The 19,268-nt window shown below is 69.0% G+C and carries 17 protein-coding genes; 10 read left to right on the top strand and 7 right to left on the bottom strand.

Annotated features, from left to right (window positions below):
- Positions 1 to 18: 18 nt before the first annotated feature.
- The gene (locus tag WNM05_RS04085; protein ID WP_434632729.1) at positions 19 to 579 is read right to left on the bottom strand and encodes a nucleoside deaminase; all 561 of its coding nucleotides are present in this window, start codon (positions 577 to 579) and stop codon (positions 19 to 21) included.
- Positions 580 to 838: 259 nt separating this feature from the next.
- Entirely contained in the window at positions 839 to 2,080 is a 1,242-nt protein-coding gene (locus WNM05_RS04090) for an alpha/beta hydrolase (RefSeq protein ID WP_434632731.1), read from the bottom strand.
- Between the two features lie 74 nt (positions 2,081 to 2,154).
- On the opposite strand from WNM05_RS04090, the gene WNM05_RS04095 reads away from it, so the two are divergent.
- A complete protein-coding gene (locus tag WNM05_RS04095; protein WP_434632733.1) occupies positions 2,155 to 2,637 on the top strand; it encodes a MarR family winged helix-turn-helix transcriptional regulator in 483 nt (160 codons plus the stop codon).
- 12 nt (positions 2,638 to 2,649) lie between these two features.
- Here WNM05_RS04095 and WNM05_RS04100 read toward each other — a convergent pair whose 3' ends face one another.
- Complete coding sequence (locus tag WNM05_RS04100; RefSeq protein WP_434632735.1) at positions 2,650 to 3,348, bottom strand: superoxide dismutase; 699 nt, start codon at positions 3,346 to 3,348, stop codon at positions 2,650 to 2,652.
- Positions 3,349 to 3,475: 127 nt separating this feature from the next.
- A complete protein-coding gene (locus WNM05_RS04105) occupies positions 3,476 to 3,946 on the bottom strand; it encodes a DUF1842 domain-containing protein (RefSeq protein ID WP_434632737.1) in 471 nt (156 codons plus the stop codon).
- Positions 3,947 to 4,223: 277 nt separating this feature from the next.
- On the opposite strand from WNM05_RS04105, the gene tpx reads away from it, so the two are divergent.
- From tpx to WNM05_RS04140, 7 genes are all read left to right on the top strand, one after another.
- Positions 4,224 to 4,721 (top strand): thiol peroxidase, encoded by a 498-nt coding sequence (tpx, locus tag WNM05_RS04110; protein WP_434632738.1) that lies wholly within the window; start codon positions 4,224 to 4,226, stop codon positions 4,719 to 4,721.
- A 154-nt stretch (positions 4,722 to 4,875) separates the two neighbouring features.
- The gene (locus tag WNM05_RS04115) at positions 4,876 to 5,706 is read left to right on the top strand and encodes a ChaN family lipoprotein (RefSeq protein WP_434632739.1); all 831 of its coding nucleotides are present in this window, start codon (positions 4,876 to 4,878) and stop codon (positions 5,704 to 5,706) included.
- A gap of 89 nt (positions 5,707 to 5,795) precedes the next feature.
- A complete protein-coding gene (gene exbB / locus WNM05_RS04120) occupies positions 5,796 to 6,569 on the top strand; it encodes a tonB-system energizer ExbB (RefSeq protein WP_434632740.1) in 774 nt (257 codons plus the stop codon).
- 3 nt (positions 6,570 to 6,572) lie between these two features.
- Positions 6,573 to 6,989: a TonB system transport protein ExbD gene (gene exbD / locus WNM05_RS04125; protein WP_434632741.1), complete on the top strand. Its 417-nt coding sequence runs from the start codon at positions 6,573 to 6,575 to the stop codon at positions 6,987 to 6,989.
- A complete protein-coding gene (locus WNM05_RS04130) occupies positions 6,989 to 7,735 on the top strand; it encodes an energy transducer TonB family protein (protein WP_434632742.1) in 747 nt (248 codons plus the stop codon). The genes exbD and WNM05_RS04130 overlap by 1 nt, the downstream gene beginning before the upstream one ends.
- A 19-nt stretch (positions 7,736 to 7,754) precedes the next feature.
- The gene (locus tag WNM05_RS04135) at positions 7,755 to 9,851 is read left to right on the top strand and encodes a S9 family peptidase (RefSeq protein WP_434632743.1); all 2,097 of its coding nucleotides are present in this window, start codon (positions 7,755 to 7,757) and stop codon (positions 9,849 to 9,851) included.
- A 132-nt stretch (positions 9,852 to 9,983) separates the two neighbouring features.
- Positions 9,984 to 12,242 carry a TonB-dependent receptor domain-containing protein gene (locus WNM05_RS04140; RefSeq protein ID WP_434632745.1) on the top strand — a complete coding sequence of 753 codons (2,259 nt, stop codon included), beginning with the start codon at positions 9,984 to 9,986 and terminating at the stop codon, positions 12,240 to 12,242.
- A gap of 77 nt (positions 12,243 to 12,319) precedes the next feature.
- Here WNM05_RS04140 and WNM05_RS04145 read toward each other — a convergent pair whose 3' ends face one another.
- Entirely contained in the window at positions 12,320 to 13,954 is a 1,635-nt protein-coding gene (locus tag WNM05_RS04145; RefSeq protein ID WP_434632747.1) for an APC family permease, read from the bottom strand.
- A gap of 398 nt (positions 13,955 to 14,352) precedes the next feature.
- On the opposite strand from WNM05_RS04145, the gene WNM05_RS04150 reads away from it, so the two are divergent.
- Complete coding sequence (locus tag WNM05_RS04150; protein ID WP_434632749.1) at positions 14,353 to 15,993, top strand: methyl-accepting chemotaxis protein; 1,641 nt, start codon at positions 14,353 to 14,355, stop codon at positions 15,991 to 15,993.
- Here the strand turns inward: WNM05_RS04150 and WNM05_RS04155 are convergent.
- Together WNM05_RS04155 and WNM05_RS04160 are read right to left on the bottom strand one after the other, a co-directional pair.
- A complete protein-coding gene (locus WNM05_RS04155) occupies positions 15,990 to 16,484 on the bottom strand; it encodes an RDD family protein (RefSeq protein WP_434632751.1) in 495 nt (164 codons plus the stop codon). The two genes, WNM05_RS04150 and WNM05_RS04155, sit on opposite strands and share 4 nt — an antisense overlap.
- Positions 16,485 to 16,487: 3 nt before the next feature.
- A complete protein-coding gene (locus WNM05_RS04160) occupies positions 16,488 to 17,033 on the bottom strand; it encodes a gamma carbonic anhydrase family protein (RefSeq protein WP_434632753.1) in 546 nt (181 codons plus the stop codon).
- 102 nt (positions 17,034 to 17,135) lie between these two features.
- On the opposite strand from WNM05_RS04160, the gene WNM05_RS04165 reads away from it, so the two are divergent.
- Positions 17,136 to 19,172 carry a M3 family metallopeptidase gene (locus WNM05_RS04165; RefSeq protein ID WP_434632755.1) on the top strand — a complete coding sequence of 679 codons (2,037 nt, stop codon included), beginning with the start codon at positions 17,136 to 17,138 and terminating at the stop codon, positions 19,170 to 19,172.
- Positions 19,173 to 19,268: the final 96 nt, after the last annotated feature.

Raw genomic sequence — 19,268 nt, forward strand, 5'->3', positions numbered from 1 at the left:
CGGGGGAGGGCGCCGGCGTCAGCCGTCCCTTTCGCGGTCTTCCCTGTCGGGAGGATAGGCCTTGAGAAACAGCGCGTCGGTCTGCTCTTCCAGGACGCCGCCGGTCAGGACCAGGGACTGGTAAAACGTCGAGGCGCGGGCGACGCGCTCGGCGGGAATCAGGATCTGCTGATATCCCGCCTTGATCAGGCCGTTGATCGAGGTGCCCCACACCACGCGGGGGATGCCGGACCACATGATCGCCGACATGCACATCGGACAGGGCTCCGCCGTGGTGTACAGCGTCGTTTCGCTGAAACCGCGATTGCCATGGCGTTGGCAGTAGTTTTGAATCGCCGCCATCTCCCCATGCAGAAACGGGACGGCGCCGCTGTTGTTGACGCCTTCGGCCAGTACGCGGCCGCTTTCCTCGTGAACGATGACGGCGCCGAATGGATAGCGCGTGTTTCGTCGCGCCTGCTGGATCGCCAGGCGCATGAAGTCCCGGTGTCGGTCCGAGTGCCCGGACGCCCAGGCGGGCGAGGCCCGCGCATAGAGCAATGCGGCGGCGCTGCCCAGCAATATGGTGCGACGATCCATGGTGTGGCTCCGATAAGGTTTTCGGCAGACGGGGGGCCGGTGCTGGGCGCCTCCCCGGCGCGCGCTGGGCCGGCTGGTCCTGTATCAGTCAATATATCGGCTTCCGAATTATCAGTAGTTGATTAATCATCACGCTATAGCCGAGCTGTCGGTACCGGCCATGACGAAAACCGGCGTCTGGATCGGCCGCTTCGCGGCCGCAGCGCTTTGGGCATGCCGCGGTTCCCGCCGCGCGACGGCCGGCCGGGGCCGACGGCGCTCAGTCGCCCGTCGGGTCCGCGCCCTGCCACCAGTCCGGCGCGGCGCTGCCGTCGCCGATATGGCCGTCGCGGCGCAGGTAGTGGCGTACGTCCCGTCCCGGCTCGCGCAGCGCCGGGTCGCCGGACAGCGCGCGTTCCAGCCACTCCGCGCCGTAGCGGAAGACTTCGGCCGCCACGCCGCCCAGCGGGTGGAACTCGTTCTCGTAGACGCGCATCTCCTTGGGCGCGCGGATGCGCCGGTAGCAGGCCAGGGCCTGCTCCAGCGGCGTCAGCTCGTCGAACTCGCCTATGCCCAGCAGCACCGGGATGCGGATGTCGGCGGCCATCGCGTCCAGCGGCATGCGGTCGCGCATCTCGCGGTCGAACAGGGCCTCGTCGCGGTAGCCGCTCATATACATGTAGTTTTTCTTGAAGCTGGGCTGGGCGCGCTCGAAGATGGTGAGGAAGTCGCCGCACACCGGCTCGTAGGCGGCCAGCGCGGCCAGCCGGGTGTCGCCGGCGGCGGCGCGCATGCCCCAGTAGCCGCTCATGCTGATGCCGAACATGCCGATGCGGCCGGCGTCCACTTCGGGCAGGCCGGCCAGGTAGCCGGCGTAGGCTTCCAGCGCCCGCTCGTAGTTGTCCAGCGTCACCGCCAGGCCGCCGGCGCGGCTTTCGCCCTGGCCGGGGCCTTCTATCGACAGCGCCACCATGCCGCGCGAGGTGTAGTAGCGTTCGGCGGCGTACAGGTAGTCTTCCTTGATCATGTCCATGCCGGGGCCGAGGATCACCGCCGGCGCCTGGCGGATTTCACCGTCCGGCAGGTGCAGCAGCGCGTGGATGACGCCGCCCTCGAACGGAATCTCCACCCGCCGCACCCGGCCGTCGCGCAGTTCGCCGATGCGCGCCACGCAGTGCTTGCAGCGCGCGCGCAGCATGGCCTTGCGCGGATCGGCGGTATCGAAGATCGAATACTGCGCGCGGCCCCACATCACCGCGGCGCGCAGGTAGAGGTCGGCGGCGGTGCGGCGGTGGCCGTCGCGCTCGTAGTGGGCGGCGCGGCGTTCGGCGCGGGCGGCCACCTCGGCCCAGGCCTTGGGCAGCATCGCGCCGCTTTTCACCTGTTCGAACACGGCGTCGAAATCGGCCGGATCGTGCCCCAGCTGCAACAGGGTGTTTTTGCCTTCCGGATGCAGGGCGTCGAAGCCGCCCTGGGCCAGCGCGATGTCCAGCGACCAGCTTTGCGCTTCTGAACGTGACATAATTTTCACCTCGTAAATTGATCGTACCGAAAAATAGCTAAGTACTTAGTTATATTATTGTGGAGCTGGAACCGATGTCAACCAAGACCCAGGGGGATGCCTTGCCCAGCGAAGCGGGAGAAGCGCGCCTGCAGGCGCTGGCGAGGCTGAGCCGCGCCGCCTACAGCCTGAGCGCCGCCGACGCGCGGCTGCGCGGCCGCGCCACGCGCCAGGCCGGCGCGCTGTCGCTGTCGCATGCGAGAGTGCTGCGGATACTGGCCGAGGAGGGCGCGCTGCCGGTGGCGCGGCTGGCGGAATTGACCGAGACCACCGGCGCCGGCGTCACCCAGCTGGTCAACGGCCTGAGCGAGCAGGGCTATGTGGAGAAGGAGAAATCGCCGGCGGACAAGCGCTCGGTGCTGGTCCGATTGACCGAGCTGGGCCTCGCGCGGCACCGCGAGCGCGAGCGCGTGCTGGCCGAGGTGTTGCAGCGCGCGCTGACGGGCATCGACGACAGGACGCTGGACGCCGCCGCCGAGGTGCTGCGGGCGCTCGGCGGCGTCTACGACCAGCTGTGAGTCCGGCGGGGCTCAGGCCTTCAGGTTGCGCTGCGCGAATTCCCAGTCGATCAGCTTGTCCAGCACCGCGTTGACGTAGTCGGCGCGGCGGTTCTGGTAGTCCAGGTAGTAGGCGTGTTCCCACACGTCGACATTCAGCAGCGGGGTCAGGCCGGCGGTGATCGGGTTGTCGGCGTTGCCGGTTTTCACCACCCTCAGCTTGTCGCCGTCCTGCACCAGCCAGGCCCAGCCGCTGCCGAACTGGGCGATGGCGGCGCCGGCCAACTGCTGCTTACAGGCGTCCACGCTGCCGAACGACGCTTCCATCCTCTCGCGCAGCGCCTGAGGCGGCACGCCGCCGCCCTTGGGCCGCATGCTGCGCCAGTAGAAGGTGTGGTTCCACAGCTGGGCGGCGTTGTTGAACACGGCGGGGTTGCCGGACGGACCGAAGGAGCGGGTGATGACGTCCTCCAGCGGCAGTCCGGCATAGTCGCCGCCGGCGATCAGCTTGTTCAGATTGTCCAGATAGGCCTTATGGTGCTTGCCGTAGTGGAAGCCTATGGTGCGGGCCGATATCACCGGCTCCAGCGCGTTGTCGGCATAGGGCAGCGGCGGCAGCGTCTGGGTCGAGGAGGCGAGGGCGGGCAGCGTCGGCAGCGCGAAGGCGGCGACGGTGCCGGCGGCGGCGAGCAGGAAGCCGCGGCGGTTCAGTTCGGCGGGCAGGTCGGACATGGCGATCTCCAGAGGAGGCGCCGCACGCGGGAGGCGCGCGGCGCCGATGCCGGCATGCAAGCACGGTTCGCGCCGCCTGAGTTGTCGCCATGGCAGGATGGACAGGTGGCGGAACCAGGCGCCGGGCTTAGCGCAGGTTCAGCGCCTTGGCGGCGTGGCGCACTTCATCGGACAGCTGGACGTCCTGGCCTATCACCTCGGTCCAGTGGCCGTGTTGCAGGAAGGCGTAGCGGGCGCGCGAGCCGTTGTCGGCCTGCCAGCCGCCCTTCAGGTGGCCGTCGAAGTGGAAATCCTCGCCCAGCAGCGAGTGCGATTGCTGCTGGCCGTGCTGGGCTTGCGCCTGCAGCAGGTTGTGGCCGGCCAGGAACAGCTCGATGCCGCTGCTGATTTCCTCGTAGCTGCCTTGCACCGCGGTCTTGAATACCAGCGGCTGCTGGGTGGCGTGGGTGATCACGGCCTCGCCGCTGACGCGGCGCGCCGGCGGATAGACGGACAGCCTCAGTTGCAGATTGTAGCCGCCGGCGACGCCGGGCTTGAAGATGTTGTAGCTGACGATGAACAGTCCGGACTTCTGATCGCGATCCAGTTGGTTGGCCATATTAGGACTCCTTGATGAAATCGGATGACAGTCGACGGCGCCGGTAAGCGTCCGTCCCGGGTGCCTCTTACGCGGCGCCACGGTAGCGGTGCCGCATGCACTTTATATAACGAATAAAAATAAAAATCGCCGTCATTTAGATCAGTTGGGAATTTAGTGCCGATGGGGACGGTAGGACGGTAAGCGGTCGCGACGGCAACCATGCGCCGGACGGGGTTGAATTCCACCGGCTTTGCCCCACACTATCGCCATCTCAACCCCGATGAGGACTGAAGACATGGCAACCGTAACCCTGCGCGGCAATCCGGTGGAAGTGGCGGGCAAGCTGCCGTCCAAAGGCGAGCAAGCGCCGGCGCTGCAACTGACCGGCGGCGATCTGGCCGAGGTATCGCTGGCCAGCTACGCCGGCAAGCGCAAGATCCTCAACATCTTCCCGAGCGTGGACACGCCGACCTGCGCGATGTCGGTGCGCAAGTTCAACGAGAAGGCGGCTTCGCTGAGCGACACCGTGGTGCTGTGCGTGTCGGCCGACCTGCCGTTCGCGCAGAAGCGCTTCTGCGGCGCCGAAGGCATAGAGAACGTGGCCACGCTGTCCACCTTCCGCAACCCGGCCTTCGCCGAAGCCTACGGCGTCAAGCTGGCCTCCGGTCCGCTGGCCGGCCTGACCGCGCGCGCCGTGGTGGTGCTGGATGCCGACGACAAGGTGCTGCACAGCCAGCTGGTGGGCGAGATCGCCGACGAGCCGGACTACGCCGCCGCCCTGGCCGCGCTGTAAGCTTTCCGCCGACCGCGACGATCAAGCCGGCTGCGATGGCAGCCGGCTTTGTTTTTGTTCCGCGCCGGGCTGTGCATGGTTGATATTGATAATCATTATTAATTAATATGCGGGCTCGGAAAGACAATCAAGGCGGAACGACGTGAAACGATGGATGGGAACGATTTTGCTGCTGGCGGGGCTGGCGGGCTGCGCGACGCCGCCCGCGGAACAGTCGGAGGGCCCGCCGACGGGGCGCATCGTGGAGACGGCCGGCGGCAGGACGCTGAGCCCGGACGAATTGCTGGCCAGGCTGGCGCCGGCCGACATGCTGCTGCTCGGAGAGAAGCACGACAACCGCCACCACCACCGGATAGAGGTCTGGCTCGCGCGGCGGCTGGCCGCGAGCCGGCCGCAGGGCAGCGTGCTGCTGGAGATGCTGACGCCCAGCCAGCAGCCCAGGGTGGACGAGGTGAAGGCCTGGTTGCGGGGGGATCCGGCCGTGCGCCCGTCGCGGGTGCGGGAGCTGCTGGGCTGGCAGGCCGGTTGGCCGTGGGCGCTTTACGGCGAATTGGCGATGACGCTGATGCGCGGGCCCTACCCGGTGCTGGCCGCCAATCTGGATCGGGATCGGATGCGCGCCTACTACGCCAGCCGCGAGCGGCCGCAGGGCCGGGCCACACGCGATCCTCGGGCGGCGGGCCGCTTGGAGGAGGTGATACGCGGCGAGCACGGCGGCAAGATGGACGACGGCATGCTGGCTTCGATGCTGGCGGTGCAGCAGCAGCGCGACCGTCGGATGGCCGAGGGGCTGCTGGCCGCGCCCAAGCCGGCGATGCTGATCGCCGGCGCCTACCACGCGCGGCGCGACGTCGGCGTGCCGTTGCACCTGGCCGATCTGGCGCCGGAGCGGACCGCCGCGGTGCTGGTGCTGGCCGAGGAGGGAGCGGCGTTGGACCGGGAACAGGCCGACTATGTCTGGTATACCGCCGCGGATGGGGAATGAACGGGTGCGGATGGTTTCGATTCCGCTAATTGATAATGATTATCATTAATGATAGAGTGGGGCATCTCCACCCACACAGCTAGTCATTGATGAAGCCCAGTACTCGTTTCAGGCCGTTGCCCGGCATCGCAGGCAGCGGCCTTTCGCTTTATCCGCTCCATGTCTTGGCCGCGCAGCCGGCCGCCGACGCCGGCCTGTCGCCGCTGGCGATGTTCGTCGCCGCCGATCCGGTGGTGAAGGGCGTGATGCTGGTCTTGCTGACCGCCGCCTTCGCCTGCTGGCTGGTGTTGCTGGTCAAGGGGGCGGCGCTGTGGCTGGCCGCGCGCGAAGGCCGCCGCGGCCATGCGGCGCTGGCAGGCGCCGCGACCTTGGCCGACGCCGACGGACGCGTCCAGCCGTTGCCGGCCCACGGCCTGGCGCGCAGCCTGCTGCGCGAGGTCGACGCCGAGATCGCCCAGTCGGCCGCCGACGCGCCGCGCGAGGCCTTGCAGGCGCGCGCCGCGTTCCGGCTGGAGCAGGCGCAGGGGGCGCGCGCCCGTTCGCTGGCCCGCGGCGTCGGCTTGCTGGCCACCATAGGCGCGGTGGCGCCCTTCGTCGGCCTGTTCGGCACGGTGTGGGGCATCATGCGCAGCTTCGCCGGCATCGCCGCCAGCGGCAATACCAGCCTGGCCAGCGTCGCGCCCGGCATCGCCGAGGCGCTGCTGGCCACCGCAGTCGGCCTGGTGGCGGCGATTCCGGCGGTGGTGATCTACAACCTGTTCAGCCGCTGGCTGCAAGGCCACAAGGGTCTGCAGCAGCAGGTGGCGGGCCAGCTGCTGCTCTTGCTCAGCCGCGAGCTGGACGCGCGAGCGGCGAGGCGCTGAGCGATGGGCGGCTTTCCTTCCGGGGGCGACGACGAGCTGGCCGAACTGTCCGAGATCAACGTCACGCCCTTCATCGACGTGATGCTGGTCTTGCTGATCATCTTCATGGTGGCCGCGCCCTTGTCCCGCGTCGACCAGAAAATCGAGCTGCCGGCCTCCAGCGTCAAGCCGGCGCCGCGGCCGGACAAGCCGCTGATCATCACCCTGCAGCCGGACCGCGGCCTGCTGCTCGGCGACAAGCCGGCGCCGCTGGCGCGTCTGGGCCAGGATCTCGACGCGGCCACCGGCGGCCGCCGCGACACCCCGCTGTTTTTCCAGGCCGACCGCGCCGCCGCGTACGAGGACGTGATGGCGGTGATGGACGCCCTGCGCGCGGCCGGCTACCTGCAAGTCGGCCTGGTGGGCCGGGAGGCCGGCTGATGGCCGCGGTCGGGCGCAGGCCGCTGCCCGTCGTCGGCTGGGGCAGCGGAACCCTGCTGCTGGCGCTGCTGCCGCTGCTCTGGGCCTGGCAGTGGCTGCCGAAGGCGCTGGCGCCGTCGCCGCCGTCCGAGGCGGCGGTGGTGCAGCTGGTGGCCTTGCAGGCGCGCGCGCCGACGCCGGAGGCGGACCAGCCGGTGGCGCGGCGGCAGCGGACGGCCAGCGCCGCGTCCCGCGCCCGAGCCGGCGAGCGCGCGCCGGTGAAGCTGGCGCGCGATGACGAAGCCAGGAAGAGCGTGGCCTTGCCGGCGCGGCGCGACGGCGCGCCCGGCGAGGCCGACGCAGACCGCGCCAGCCGGGCGGCCGACAGCGCCGAGTCGGCGTCGTCGGCCAAGGCGCCGCAGCGCGCCGACGACACCGCCGCCGCGCAGAATAGCGACGGCAACGCGCGCAACGTCGATTGGGAGGGCAGGGTGCTGGGCCATCTCGCCGGCCACAAGCGTTACCCGGAAGACGCGATCAGCCGCCGCCGCGGCGGCGTCGCCAAGGTGGAGGTGACGCTGGATGCCGGCGGGCGGGTCCGCGCGGCCAGCCTGGCGGCCGGCAGCGGCACCCTGTCGCTGGACCGCGAGGCGCTGGCGGTGCTGCGCCGCGCGCAACCGTTGCCGGCGCCGCCGCCGGAGCGGCTGGTCGACGGCCTGATCCGCATCGTGTTGCCGATACATTTTGACCTGAACCAGGCCGGCTGACCGGCCGCCGCGAGCGACGATGAACCCTATTCCTTCCCTTGCCGCGCTGGCGGGCCTCTGCCTGTGCGCCGCGCCGGCGCGCGCCGACGCGCCGCCCCGGGCCGAGACCCGGCCGCAAATCTTCAGCGCCCACGGCGACGCCCGCGTCGACCCCTATGCCTGGCTGCGCGACGACAGCCGCAGCCGGCCCGAGGTGCTGGCTCATCTGAACGCGGAGAACCGCTACGCCGAGGCCTTGCTGGCCGGCCAGCAGCCGCTGCGCGACACGCTGCTGGCGGAGATGCAGGCGCGCGGCGCCGGCGGCGAGGCGTCCTTGCCCTACCGCGAAAACGGCTGGGAATACCGCGAACGCTACCCGGAGGGCGCGCAGCAGCCGGTGTACGAGCGCCGGCCCATCGCCGGCGGCGACTGGCGCGTGCTGTTGGACGCCGCCGAGCGGGCCAGGGGCCAGCGCTACTACCGGCTGGGCGGTTGGCAGCTGTCGCCGGACGGACGCTACCTGGCGGTGGCCGAGGATGTGAGAGGCGACGGCGCGCAGCGGCTGGCGCTGCGCGACCTGGCCAGCGGCCAGTGGCTGCCGGTTGCCGAAGGCGGAGCGGGAGGCGAGATGGTCTGGTCCGCCGACGGCCGCGCGCTGTGGTATGTCGTCGTGGACCCGGACAGCTACCGGCCCAGCCGCGTCTACCGCCATGCGCTGGATGGGAAGGAGGACGCGCTGGTGTTCGAGGAGAAGGACGAGGCCTACACCGTCAGCCTGTCCGCCAGCGCCTCGCGCCGCTACGCGCTGATCGCCGTCGCCGGCAGCGACAGCAGCGAGGCCTGGCTGCTGGACGCGAGGGCCCCCGCCGCGCCGGCCGAGTTGTTCGCCGCGCGCCGGCCGGGCCGCGAATACTATCTGGACCATTACCGCGGCGCCTTCTATCTGCGCGCCAATCCGGAGCCGGCCGGCTTCGGCCTGTATCGCAGCGCCGCGCCGGGCGGCGAGTGGCGAACGCTGGTCGCGCCCGGCGCAGACAGCGAGGTGGAAAGCTTCCTGCTGCTGAGGCGCCATCTGATCGTCAAGGAGCGCCGCGACGGCCTGAGCCGGGTGCGCGCGATCGCCTGGCGGGGCGGCAAGAGCCGGACGCTGGCGTTACCGGACCCGGCCTATCGCGTCTGGTTCGACCGCCATCCGGACCCGGACGGCGGGCGGCTGCGCTACCGCTACTCGTCGCTGACGACGCCGACCTCCACCTGGGAGTGGAATCTCGCCGACGGCAAGACCCGCGCGCTGTGGCAGCCCCGGCTTGCCGGCTACCGCGCCGCCGACTACCGCAGCGAGCGGCTGTGGATACGCGCCCGCGACGGCGAGCGGGTGCCGGTATCGCTGGTCTACCGCCGGGGCCTGCTGGCAAAAGGCGGCAATCCGCTGCTGCTGTACGGCTACGGCGCCTACGGCATGGCGATGGACGCCGCCTTCAGCGCGCCGCGCGTCAGCCTGCTGGACCGCGGCTTCGTGTTCGCCATCGCCCACGTGCGCGGCGGCGGCGAGCTGGGCCGGCGCTGGCACGAGGCCGGCCGCTTGGCCAACAAGCGGAACAGCTTCAATGACTTCGTCGACGCCGCCCGCGAACTGTCGCGGCGGGGCTATGCCCGGTCCGATCAATTGTACGCGATGGGCGGCAGCGCCGGCGGCCTGCTCGTCGGCGCCGCCTTGAACCAGGCGCCGGGCCTGTTCCGCGGCGCGGTGGCCCAGGTGCCCTTCGTCGACGCCTTGTCCAGCATGCAGGACCCGTCCTTGCCGCTGACGGTCGGCGAGTACGGCGAATGGGGCGATCCGGCCGACGCCGGCGCCTACCGCCGGCTGCGCGGCTACAGCCCGGTCGACAACGTCGGCGCCGGGCCGTATCCGCATCTATTGGTGACTGCCGGCCTTCACGACCGCCAGGTGCCGTACTGGGAGCCGGCCAAGTGGGTGGCGCGGCTGCGCGAGCGGCAATGGCCGGGCCAGCAGCTGGCGCTGATCACCGAGATGGACGCCGGCCACCGCGGCCGGTCCGGCCGCGTGTCGCGCTTGGCCGCCCATGCCCGCGAATACGCCTTCCTGCTGACCTTGTCCGGCTGGCGCGAGCCGTGAGCCTGGCCCATCGGCGGGGCGGACCGCCCCGCATGACCGCGGTTTCCACGCCGCTCTCCTGTTTCGTGCTGTCCGAACGCGTGCGCCCCTGGCAGGGCGGTTCGGACAGCGATCACTTTGGAGAGTCAGGCAGTGAACAAGAAAATGATGGCGCATTGGGTCGGCGCCGCGATGGCCATGGTTGGACAGGCGGCGCTGGCGGCCGACGGCAAGATCGAGTTTAGGCCGCTGGTGGTCAGCGGCAGCGCGGCGGGCGGCGCCGAGGCCGAAGGCGACCGCGCCGAGAAGCGCGCGCTGGAGAAGGCGGGCGCGTTCAGCAGCCGCGGCGAGAACACCCGTTCCGAATCGCTGGACGCCGTGCTGCGCGGCATGCCGGGCGTGTACACCCAGATCGACCCGAACCAGGGCGCGGTCAGCGTCAATATCCGCGGCATGAGCGGCCTGGGCCGGGTCAACACGATGATAGACGGCGTCAGCCAGAACTACTTCGGCAGCGCGCCGTCGGAGCTGGCCCACGGCGCGGTGCCGACCAGCGCCTTCGGCGCCTTGATCGATCCGAACTTCATCGTCGGCGTCGACGTGGAGCGCGGCGGCTCGGCCGGCGCCAACGGCATCAACGCGCTGGCCGGCAGCGCCAACTTCCGCACGCTGGGCGTGGACGACGTGCTGCGCGAAGGCCGGCGCTACGGCGCGCGGGCCAAGTACATGAGCGGCAACAACGGCCTGGGCCGCAGCGGCATGGTGGCCGGCGCGACGCGCCAGCAATTGGGCGACTGGGGCGAGTTCGGCCTCATCGGCGCGATCAGCAGCAGTTCCAGCAGCGGCACCTACCGCAACGGCGCCGGCGTCGACAGCACCGAGTTCGGCTTCGGCGGCGACCAGAGCTTCAGCCAGAATCCGCAGTCGCAGCTGTTCAAGGCGGAATGGCGACCGAACGCCCGCCACTTCGCCGAGCTGTCGGCGCGGCGCTACCGCAACCACTTCACCAAGCGCGACATCCAGAGCGACGATTACGCGCTGAAGTACCGCTACACGCCGCTGACGGAGTGGGTGGACCTGACGGTGCTGGCCAGCCATGGGGCCGGCAAGCAGAGTTATATGCCGGGCTCGCTGTTCACCTTCAGGAACAGCAGCGCAGAGAACATCGGCGACAGCCTGGTCGTCGACAACGCCAGCCGCTTCGACCTGTGGGGCGGCGACGCCACGCTGCGGACTGGCGCCAAGTGGCAGCGCAACCGCTTCGTACGCACCGTGCACAGCGAGATAGACGATGCCGAGACGGCGCGGCAGGCGGAGGAGAACAATGTGTTCGCGCCGGCAGGCCGGCAGGACATGCGCTCGCTGTTCGCCAGCCTCGATTACCGCTACGGCGTCTTCAATGCGGTCGGCGGCTTCAACTACACCCGCTTCGAACTGTCCGGCCACAAGCCGGCCTGCCGCGACGACGTGCGCTGCTTCCCGCAGGGCGCGGCCGACATCGGCCTGAAGGAAAGCTATTTCGATCCGTCGCTGCTGGTCTTGGCCGAGATACGACCGTGGTTCCAGCCTTTCGTCAGCGCGGCGCGCACCTCGCGCGGGCCGAATCCGCAGGAGGTGTTCTTCGCCAACTCCGGCGCCGATTCGATGAACCCCTTCCTGAAGGGCGAGCGCGCCGATACCGTGCAGCTGGGCTTCAACTCGATGTTCCACGGCCTGCTCGGCCGCGACGACACGCTGCGGCTGAAGCTGCTGGGCTACCGCTCCAGGATAGACAACTACATCGGCAGCACGATGTTCCGCATCTGCAAGGACGGCGCGCGCTGCAGCTACGCCGACGTCAACACCGGCAAGGCGGAGGAGGCGGACGTCAGCGACACCATGTACATCTACACCAACTCGGCAGCGCCGGTGCGCACCCGCGGCTGGGAGCTGGAGGCCAATTACGACGCCGGCTTCGTCTACGCGCGGCTGTCGTACAGCCGCGAGCGCACCAGCCAGCCGCCGTCGATCGCCGCCGCCAACTTCAACTTCGGCGACATCGGCGAGCTGCCGTCCAGCTATTACGCGCTGGACGTCGGCGCGCGGCTGCTGGAGCGCAAGCTGGAACTGGGCGCGATCTTCCGCAAGGACGGCGACAGTTACCGCATCAGCGCCGACCGCACGCAGGACGACGTCACCGGCGATGTCGAGAAGGAGCCGATGAAGGCGATGCCGACGCTGATCGACCTGTACGCCAACTACAAGCTGAACAAGCAGCTGACCTTGCGCGCCGGCGTCAGCAATCTGACCAACCGCAGCTACTCGGCGCCGTTGAACGTGATGAACGCGATGCCGCTGCAATCGACCGATTGGACGCCCAACGCCACCGGGCGCGGCCGGGCCTATTCGGCCACCGTCGAGTGGCGCTACTGATCGTCGCCGGACGGGTTGCCGCATGAAAAAAAGCCGACTGCGCAGGCAGTCGGCTTTATTTTTCGCGGGCCGGGGAATCAGCCGCGCTGGACGGCGGGCTTGCCGGACGGCGCATTGTCGCGCTGCATTTCCTCGACCAGCTTCGGATCATGCTCGTCACGCAGGTAGCGGGTGTACCAGCCGCTGTTGACGCCCCAGAAATAGAAGCCCAGCGAAGCGGCGGCCACCACGGCCATGTCGACGCCGTACGGAAGGATGCCGATGCCGCCGAAGTCGGTGCTGCCTATCCAGGACAGCAGCGCCATCGCCGGCAGATAGAGCACCATCCACAGCGCGCCCTTCAGTTCGCGGGCGAATTCCGGCCAGCCGGCCTTGGCCTGGTACCAGATGTAGACCGGCAGCGCGGCCACGATCAGGAACAGGATCTGGCCGGTCAGCGGCCAGCGCGCCCAGTACAGCACCAGCGAGGCGCAGACGAAGGCGAACGGCGCGACGACGGACAGGCCGGCCAGGCGCAGCGGGCGCGGCAGGTCCGGCGCGCAGCGGCGCAGCGCGGCGGCGCTGATCGGGCCGGTCAGGTAGGAGATCACGGTGGCGACCGAGATCACCGCCGCCAGCGTGCCCCAGCCGCGGAAGAAGAACAGGAAGACGAAGGACACCGCCAGGTTGAACCACATCGCCGGACGCGGAATGCGGTACAGCGGATGGATGCGGCCGAAGATCTCCGGCATCGTGCCGTTGCGCTGCATGCCGTAGATCATCCGCGAGGTCGACGCCATATAGGTGGCGCCGGTGCCGCTGGGGCTGACGAAGGCGTCGAAGTACAGCGTCATCATCAGCCAGTTCAGGCCCAGCGCCATCGCCAGCTGCGCGAACGGCGAGCTGAAGTCCAGGCCCTTCCAGCCGTGCGCCAGCTCGGACGGCGACAGCGCGCCGAGGAAGGCCACTTGCAGCGCGACGTAGATCACCGCGGCCAGGAGGATGGAGCCGACCACGCCGAAAGGCACGCTCTTGCCCGGATTGCGGGCTTCGCCTGCCAGGTTGATCGGGCTCTGGAAGCCGTTGAAGCTGAATACGATGCCGCTGGTGGCCACCGCCGTCATCACGCTGGCCCAGCCGAACGGCGCGAAGCCGCCCAGCGCCGGGTTGTTCAGGTTTTCAGAGTGGAAGCCGCTGTAGACCAGCGCGCCCACCGTCACCGCCGGCACGATCACCTTGAAGATGGTGATGGCGCTGTTGGCCTTGGCGAACAGCTTGACGCCCCAGTAGTTCAGCAGGAAGTAGGCGATCACCAGCACGGCGGCGAAGGACAGGCCGACGGTGCTCAATTCGCCGTTGTGGTACAGGTTCTGCGCCCACGGGTAGGGCCAGGTGCTCATGTACTGCACCGAGGCCTCGGCCTCGATCGGAATCACCGACACGATGGCGATCCAGTTGGCCCAGGCGGCGATGAAGCCGAGCAGCGAACCGTGAGAGTAGCGGGCGTAGCGCACCATGCCGCCCGATTCGGGGAACATGGCGCCCAGTTCGGCGTAGCTCAGCGCGATCGAAAGAATGATCACCATGCCGACTATCCAGGCGACGATGGCGGCCGGGCCGGCGATCTGCGCGGCGTGAGCGGCGCCGAACAGCCAGCCGGAACCGATGATGGAACCAAGACCGGTCAGCATCAGCGCGATAGGGCCGATGTGGCGGGAGTGTTGTTGTTGCAAGGGCGAATCTCCTGTCATTTGAACGATGACGGGCAACGACTCTCCCGCGCTGGCGCGCACGCGCCGGGCGTGTCAGGAGGAAGTTGCCCACATAGCCGGGTGGGCCCGGTCTTATGTAAATCGCGCCTGCCTGCCGGACAGGCGGACCGCGTCGGCGGTAGCGCCGCAGCGGCCTGGGTGTGTCGAAACGGCCGGAATCGGCCGACGACGGAAATCATGATGTTGCGCCCGACTGCGGGCGTTTCCCTGAATTTTGTCTGACATACCGACCCGAATTTACGGGTGCGCGGATTGTAACGTAATGTGAACATTTTTTGCTACAACTTATATGTCTTGAAATCTTCGTGTCATCAACGGCGGCTAGGATGAGGGCCCCGAAGTCTCGCGCAACACCCGACATGTCCCTGATCAAACGCCTGTGGCTGACCATCGCCTTCACCCTCGCCAGCCTGGCGCTGGCGATGGCGCTGACCGGCCAGCAGCTGTATTCCTTCACCCGCCACGTCGACAACTACAATCGCCTGCAGCAGCTGGCGGCCAATCTGCAGCGGTTGAAGGCGGTGGCGCTGTCGTTTTCCCGCGCCGATCCCTTGCTGCCGGAAACCGCCGAGCGCCTGAAACAGGCCGAGCGGCAGGTGGCGGGCCTCCAGCGCGACATCCACGACGCCTTGCCTGCGGCCGACGCCGGCGTTTTTGACGGCACGCTGCGCGGCCATTGGCAGGCTTACGCCGCCAATCTGGGCAGCGCTGTCCGCATCGCCGAGACCGCGCCGCAGGACGCGTTGTCGATTCCGGAGCAGGCTTATCAGAACGACCTCGCGCCGCTGGTCGCGCAGATCGACGTCCAGTTGAAGAAGCGGGATGGCGAACTGGCGGAGGAGAAGGCTGGCCTGGCCGCGGCGCTGTCCCGGCTGGCGCCGTTGATCCTGGGACCGCTGGCCTTGGCCAGCGTGCTGGTGGTGCTGATCCAGCTGACGCTGGCGCGCCGGCTGCGCCGCCAGCTGGCGGCGATGGCCCAGGCCGCCGACGCGCTGGGCGAGGGCAATCTGGCCGCGCGCCTGCCCGACCGCGGCGGCGACGAGCTGGCGCACGCGGCGTCGCGGATCAACCGCTTTCTGGACCATCTGGCCGGCTTGCTGGACGAAGTGCGCCGCCATGCCGGCGCGAATCAGGACGACAGCCGCCGCTTGCAGCTGTTGACCCGGCAGAGCGCCGACGCCAGCCGGCAGCAGACGCAGAAGAGCCAGCTCAGCAACGAGGCGGCGGCGGAGATCGCCGGCCACGCGGAGCGGGTGGGGCAGCATATCGAGGCGGCGCAGGACTGCACGCGCGGCGCGGCGGCGGCCACCGCCCAGGCGCGCCGCCAGGGCGAGCACAATGCGGCGACGATGGGCCGGCTGGCCGAGCGCATCGCCACCGCCAATCAGGAAATGCAGACGCTGGGCCAGGCGCTGTCGGCGATCGGCCAGATCAGCGCGCTGATCCGCGATGTGGCCGAGCAGACCAATCTATTGGCCCTGAACGCGGCGATCGAGGCGGCGAGGGCCGGCGAGGCCGGCCGCGGCTTCTCGGTGGTGGCCGACGAGGTGAGGAAATTGTCCGAGCGCACCGCCTCGGCCACCAGCGGCATTTTCGACAGCCTGCGGCAGATGGAGCAGGCCAAGGGCGCGCTGGGCGAAGCGGTCGCCGCCGCCGGAAGGGCCGGCCAGGACGGTCTGGACGCTCAACTGGCGCTGGACGGGGCATTGTCGGCGGTGGACGGCGCGCTGTCGGGCCTGGGCGAGCTGATGGCCGACATCGGCGCCGCGCGTGAACTGCAGACCCAGGCCGGCGGCAATATCCGCCAGCACGGCCATGAGTTGGCCAGCCTGGCCCAGCATATCGAGCAGCAGATGCGCGAGGCCGAGCCGTTGATGGAAGAACTGGCGGAGTCGGCCGGCGGGCTCAATCAGGCGCTGGCCTGGTTCCGGCTGGACGCGCCAGCCCGCGCCGAGCCGGGGCGGACGGAGATGCCGCGCGGCCGGCTGGCGCCGGCTTAGCGGCGGCCCGGAAAGGCGGCCGGCTGCGGCTTGCGGCGCACCACCACGGTGCGCGCCAGCTTGTCGTGCCAACCCTGCTTGCGAGCGTCTAGGCCGACCCAGAACAGGCCCAGGCAGAACGGAATGATGGAGACGAAATAGCCGAGGTAGCGCAGCGTCGCCTGGCCCGGCGTCAGCGGCGCGCCGGTGTCGGCGTCCACCACCCGCGCGCCCAGCATCATCTTGCCCGGCGTCGCGCTCTTGTAGATCCAGAACAGGATGACGGCCGCCGCCGGCAGCAGGTAGTTGATCAGGAATTCGCCCAGCGAGCCGACGCCGCCGAGCTCGGCCAGGCTGGGCATGCCGTCGGCGCTCGCCGCTTCCCGTCCGACCAGCAGCCACAGCAGCGGCGCCGACACGAGCAGCAGCAGCACGGTGTCGACCAGGCTGGCCAGCACCCGCGCCCAGAAGCCGACATATTCCAGTTCCTCTTCACGATCGGGCTGCTCCATCGCTCAATCCTCCAGATTGACCTTGTGCTTGTCGGCCACGCGCAGATAGTGCTCGGCCGAATACCTGAAGTAGGCCAGCTCCTTCTCGGTCAGCGGCCGAGCCTGCTTCACCGGGTTGCCCAGGTAGAGATAGCCGGATGCCAGCCGCTTGCCCGGCGGCACCAGGCTGCCGGCGCCGACCAGCACCCTGTCCTCTATCACTGCGCGGTCCAGAACGATGCTGCCTATGCCTATCAGCACCTCGTCGCCTATCGTACAGCCGTGCAGCGTCACGTGGTGGCCTATGGTGACGTGGCGGCCTATGATCAACGGCGCGCCTTCCGGATCGGCGGCGCTCTTGTGGCTGACGTGCAGCATCGCGAAGTCCTGGACATTGCTGTTCTCGCCGACATGGATGCGGTTGACGTCGCCGCGCAGCACCGCGAACGGCCATACCGAGGCGCCGGCCTCCAGCGTCACCTCGCCGACGACGACGGCGGCCGGGTCGACGTAGCAGCCGTCGGCGATGGCCGGGTGATGGCCGTCGTACTGGCGGATATTGCTTTTCATCGTTTCGTCCTTATCTCTGCAATGATGCATTGTGCCGGCCCCGCGCGCCGGCGCGCAAATTCCCTTATCATAATCAGTCCGCCCCGACAGGATGTCGAAGCCATGAGCCAGAACCCCTTACTTGATTTCTCCAACCTGCCGCGTTTCGAGGACATCCGTCCCGAACACATCGGCCCCGCCATCGACACGCTGCTGGCGGAGGCGCGCGCCGCGGTGGCCAGGCTGACGGCCGACGGCGGCGAGCCGGGCTGGGACAACTTCGTCAATCCGCTGACCGACGCCACCGAGCGGCTGTCGCGCGCCTGGGGCGTGGTCGGGCATCTGAACGCGGTGGTCAGCACGCCGGAGCTGCGCGACGCCTATAACGCCAACATCGCGCGCGTGTCCGAATTCTGGACCGAGATGGGGCAGAACCTGGCGTTGTTCGCCCGCTTCAAGGCGCTGGCGGCCGGCGGCGAGTACGCGTCCTATGGCGCGGCGCGCAGGAAGATCGTCGAGAACGATCTGCGCGACTTCCGCCTGTCCGGCGCCGAGCTGGAGACCGCGGCCAAGGAGCGCTTCGCCGCCATCCAGACCCGGCTGGCCGAACTCTCGGCCAAGTTCGAGCAGAACGTGCTGGACGCCACCGACGCCTTCAGCCTCTATATCGAAGACAAGGCCGAGCTGGCCGGCGTGCCCGACGATTCGCTCGAGCTGTTCGCCGCCGCCGCCGAAGGCGACGGCAAGACCGGCTACAAGATCACGCTGCAGTTCCCGTTCTACTTCCCGGTGTTGCAATACGCCGACAACCGCGCGCTGCGCGAGAAGCTGTACCAGGCCTATGTACAGCGCGCGTCCGAGTTCGGCCCGGCCGAGCGCGACAACGGCCCCATCATCCGCGAGAAGCTGAAGCTGGTGCGCGAGGAGGCGCAGCTGCTGGGCTTCGCCAACTTCGCCGAGCTGTCGCTGTTCACCAAGATGGCGGAAAGCCCGGAGCAGGTCATCGCCTTCCTGCGCGATCTGGCGGCCAAGGCCAAGCCGTTCGCCATCAAGGACAGGCAGGAGCTGGAAGCGTTCGCCGGCGCCGAGCTGGGCCTGGGCGAGCTGCAGGCCTGGGACCTGGCCTACGCCGCCGAGAAGCTGCGCGTCGCCCGCTACGCCTTCTCCGAGCAGGAGGTGAAGCAGTACTTCCCGGAAGCCAAGGTGGTGCAGGGCCTGTTCGGCGTCGTCAACAAGCTGTTCGGCGTCGAGGTGCGCGCAAGCAGCGCGCCGGTCTGGCATCCGGACGTGCGCTTCTACGACATCCTGAAGGACGGCGAGCTGCTCGGCAGCTTCTACTTCGACCTGTACGCCCGCGACGGCAAGCGTTCCGGCGCCTGGATGGATGACGCCCGCGGCCGCCGCAAGGCCGGCGGGACGCTGCAGACGCCGGTCGCCTACCTGACCTGCAACTTCAGCCGTCCGGTCGGCGACAAGCCGGCCTTGTTCACCCACGACGAGGTGATCACGCTGTTCCACGAGTTCGGCCACGGTCTGCACCACATGCTGACCCGCGTCGACGAGCTGGGCGTCTCCGGCATCAACGGCGTCGAGTGGGACGCGGTCGAGCTGCCCAGCCAGTTCCTGGAGAACTTCGCCTGGGAATGGGACGTGCTGCAGGGCATGACTTCGCATGCCGAGACCGGCGCGCCGCTGCCGCGCGCGCTGTACGACAAGATGCTGGCCGCCAAGAACTTCCAGAGCGGCATGGCCACCGTCCGCCAGCTGGAGTTCGCGCTGTTCGACCTGACGCTGTACAGCGCCTTCGACGCCGACAACGGCGACTGGCTGGAGCTGCTGGACCAGGTGCGCCGAGAGGTGGCGGTCAACTTCCCGCCGGCCTACAACCGCTTCCCCAACAGCTTCGGCCACATCTTCGCCGGCGGCTACGCGGCCGGCTACTACAGCTACAAATGGGCCGAGGTGCTGTCGGCCGACGCCTACGCGGCCTTCGAGGAAGTCGGCGGCGCCGACGCCGAGACCGGTCGGCGCTTCTGGAACGAAATCCTGGCCGTCGGCGGCAGCCGCCCGGCGCTGGAGTCGTTCCGCGCCTTCCGCGGCCGGGATCCGCAGATCGACGCGCTGCTGCGCCATTCCGGCATGGTCGCCGACGCGGCGTAAAAAAACTTTCCGGCACCGGAACTCCCCCGGAGACGCCCGGCTCTAATCAAGTGCTCAGGGTTGTCTTCCGGAGCAGCAAGCGAGCCAGACGCGTAT

The sequence above is a fragment of the Chromobacterium sp. CV08 genome (assembly GCF_051129845.1).
Classification (GTDB): domain Bacteria; phylum Pseudomonadota; class Gammaproteobacteria; order Burkholderiales; family Chromobacteriaceae; genus Chromobacterium.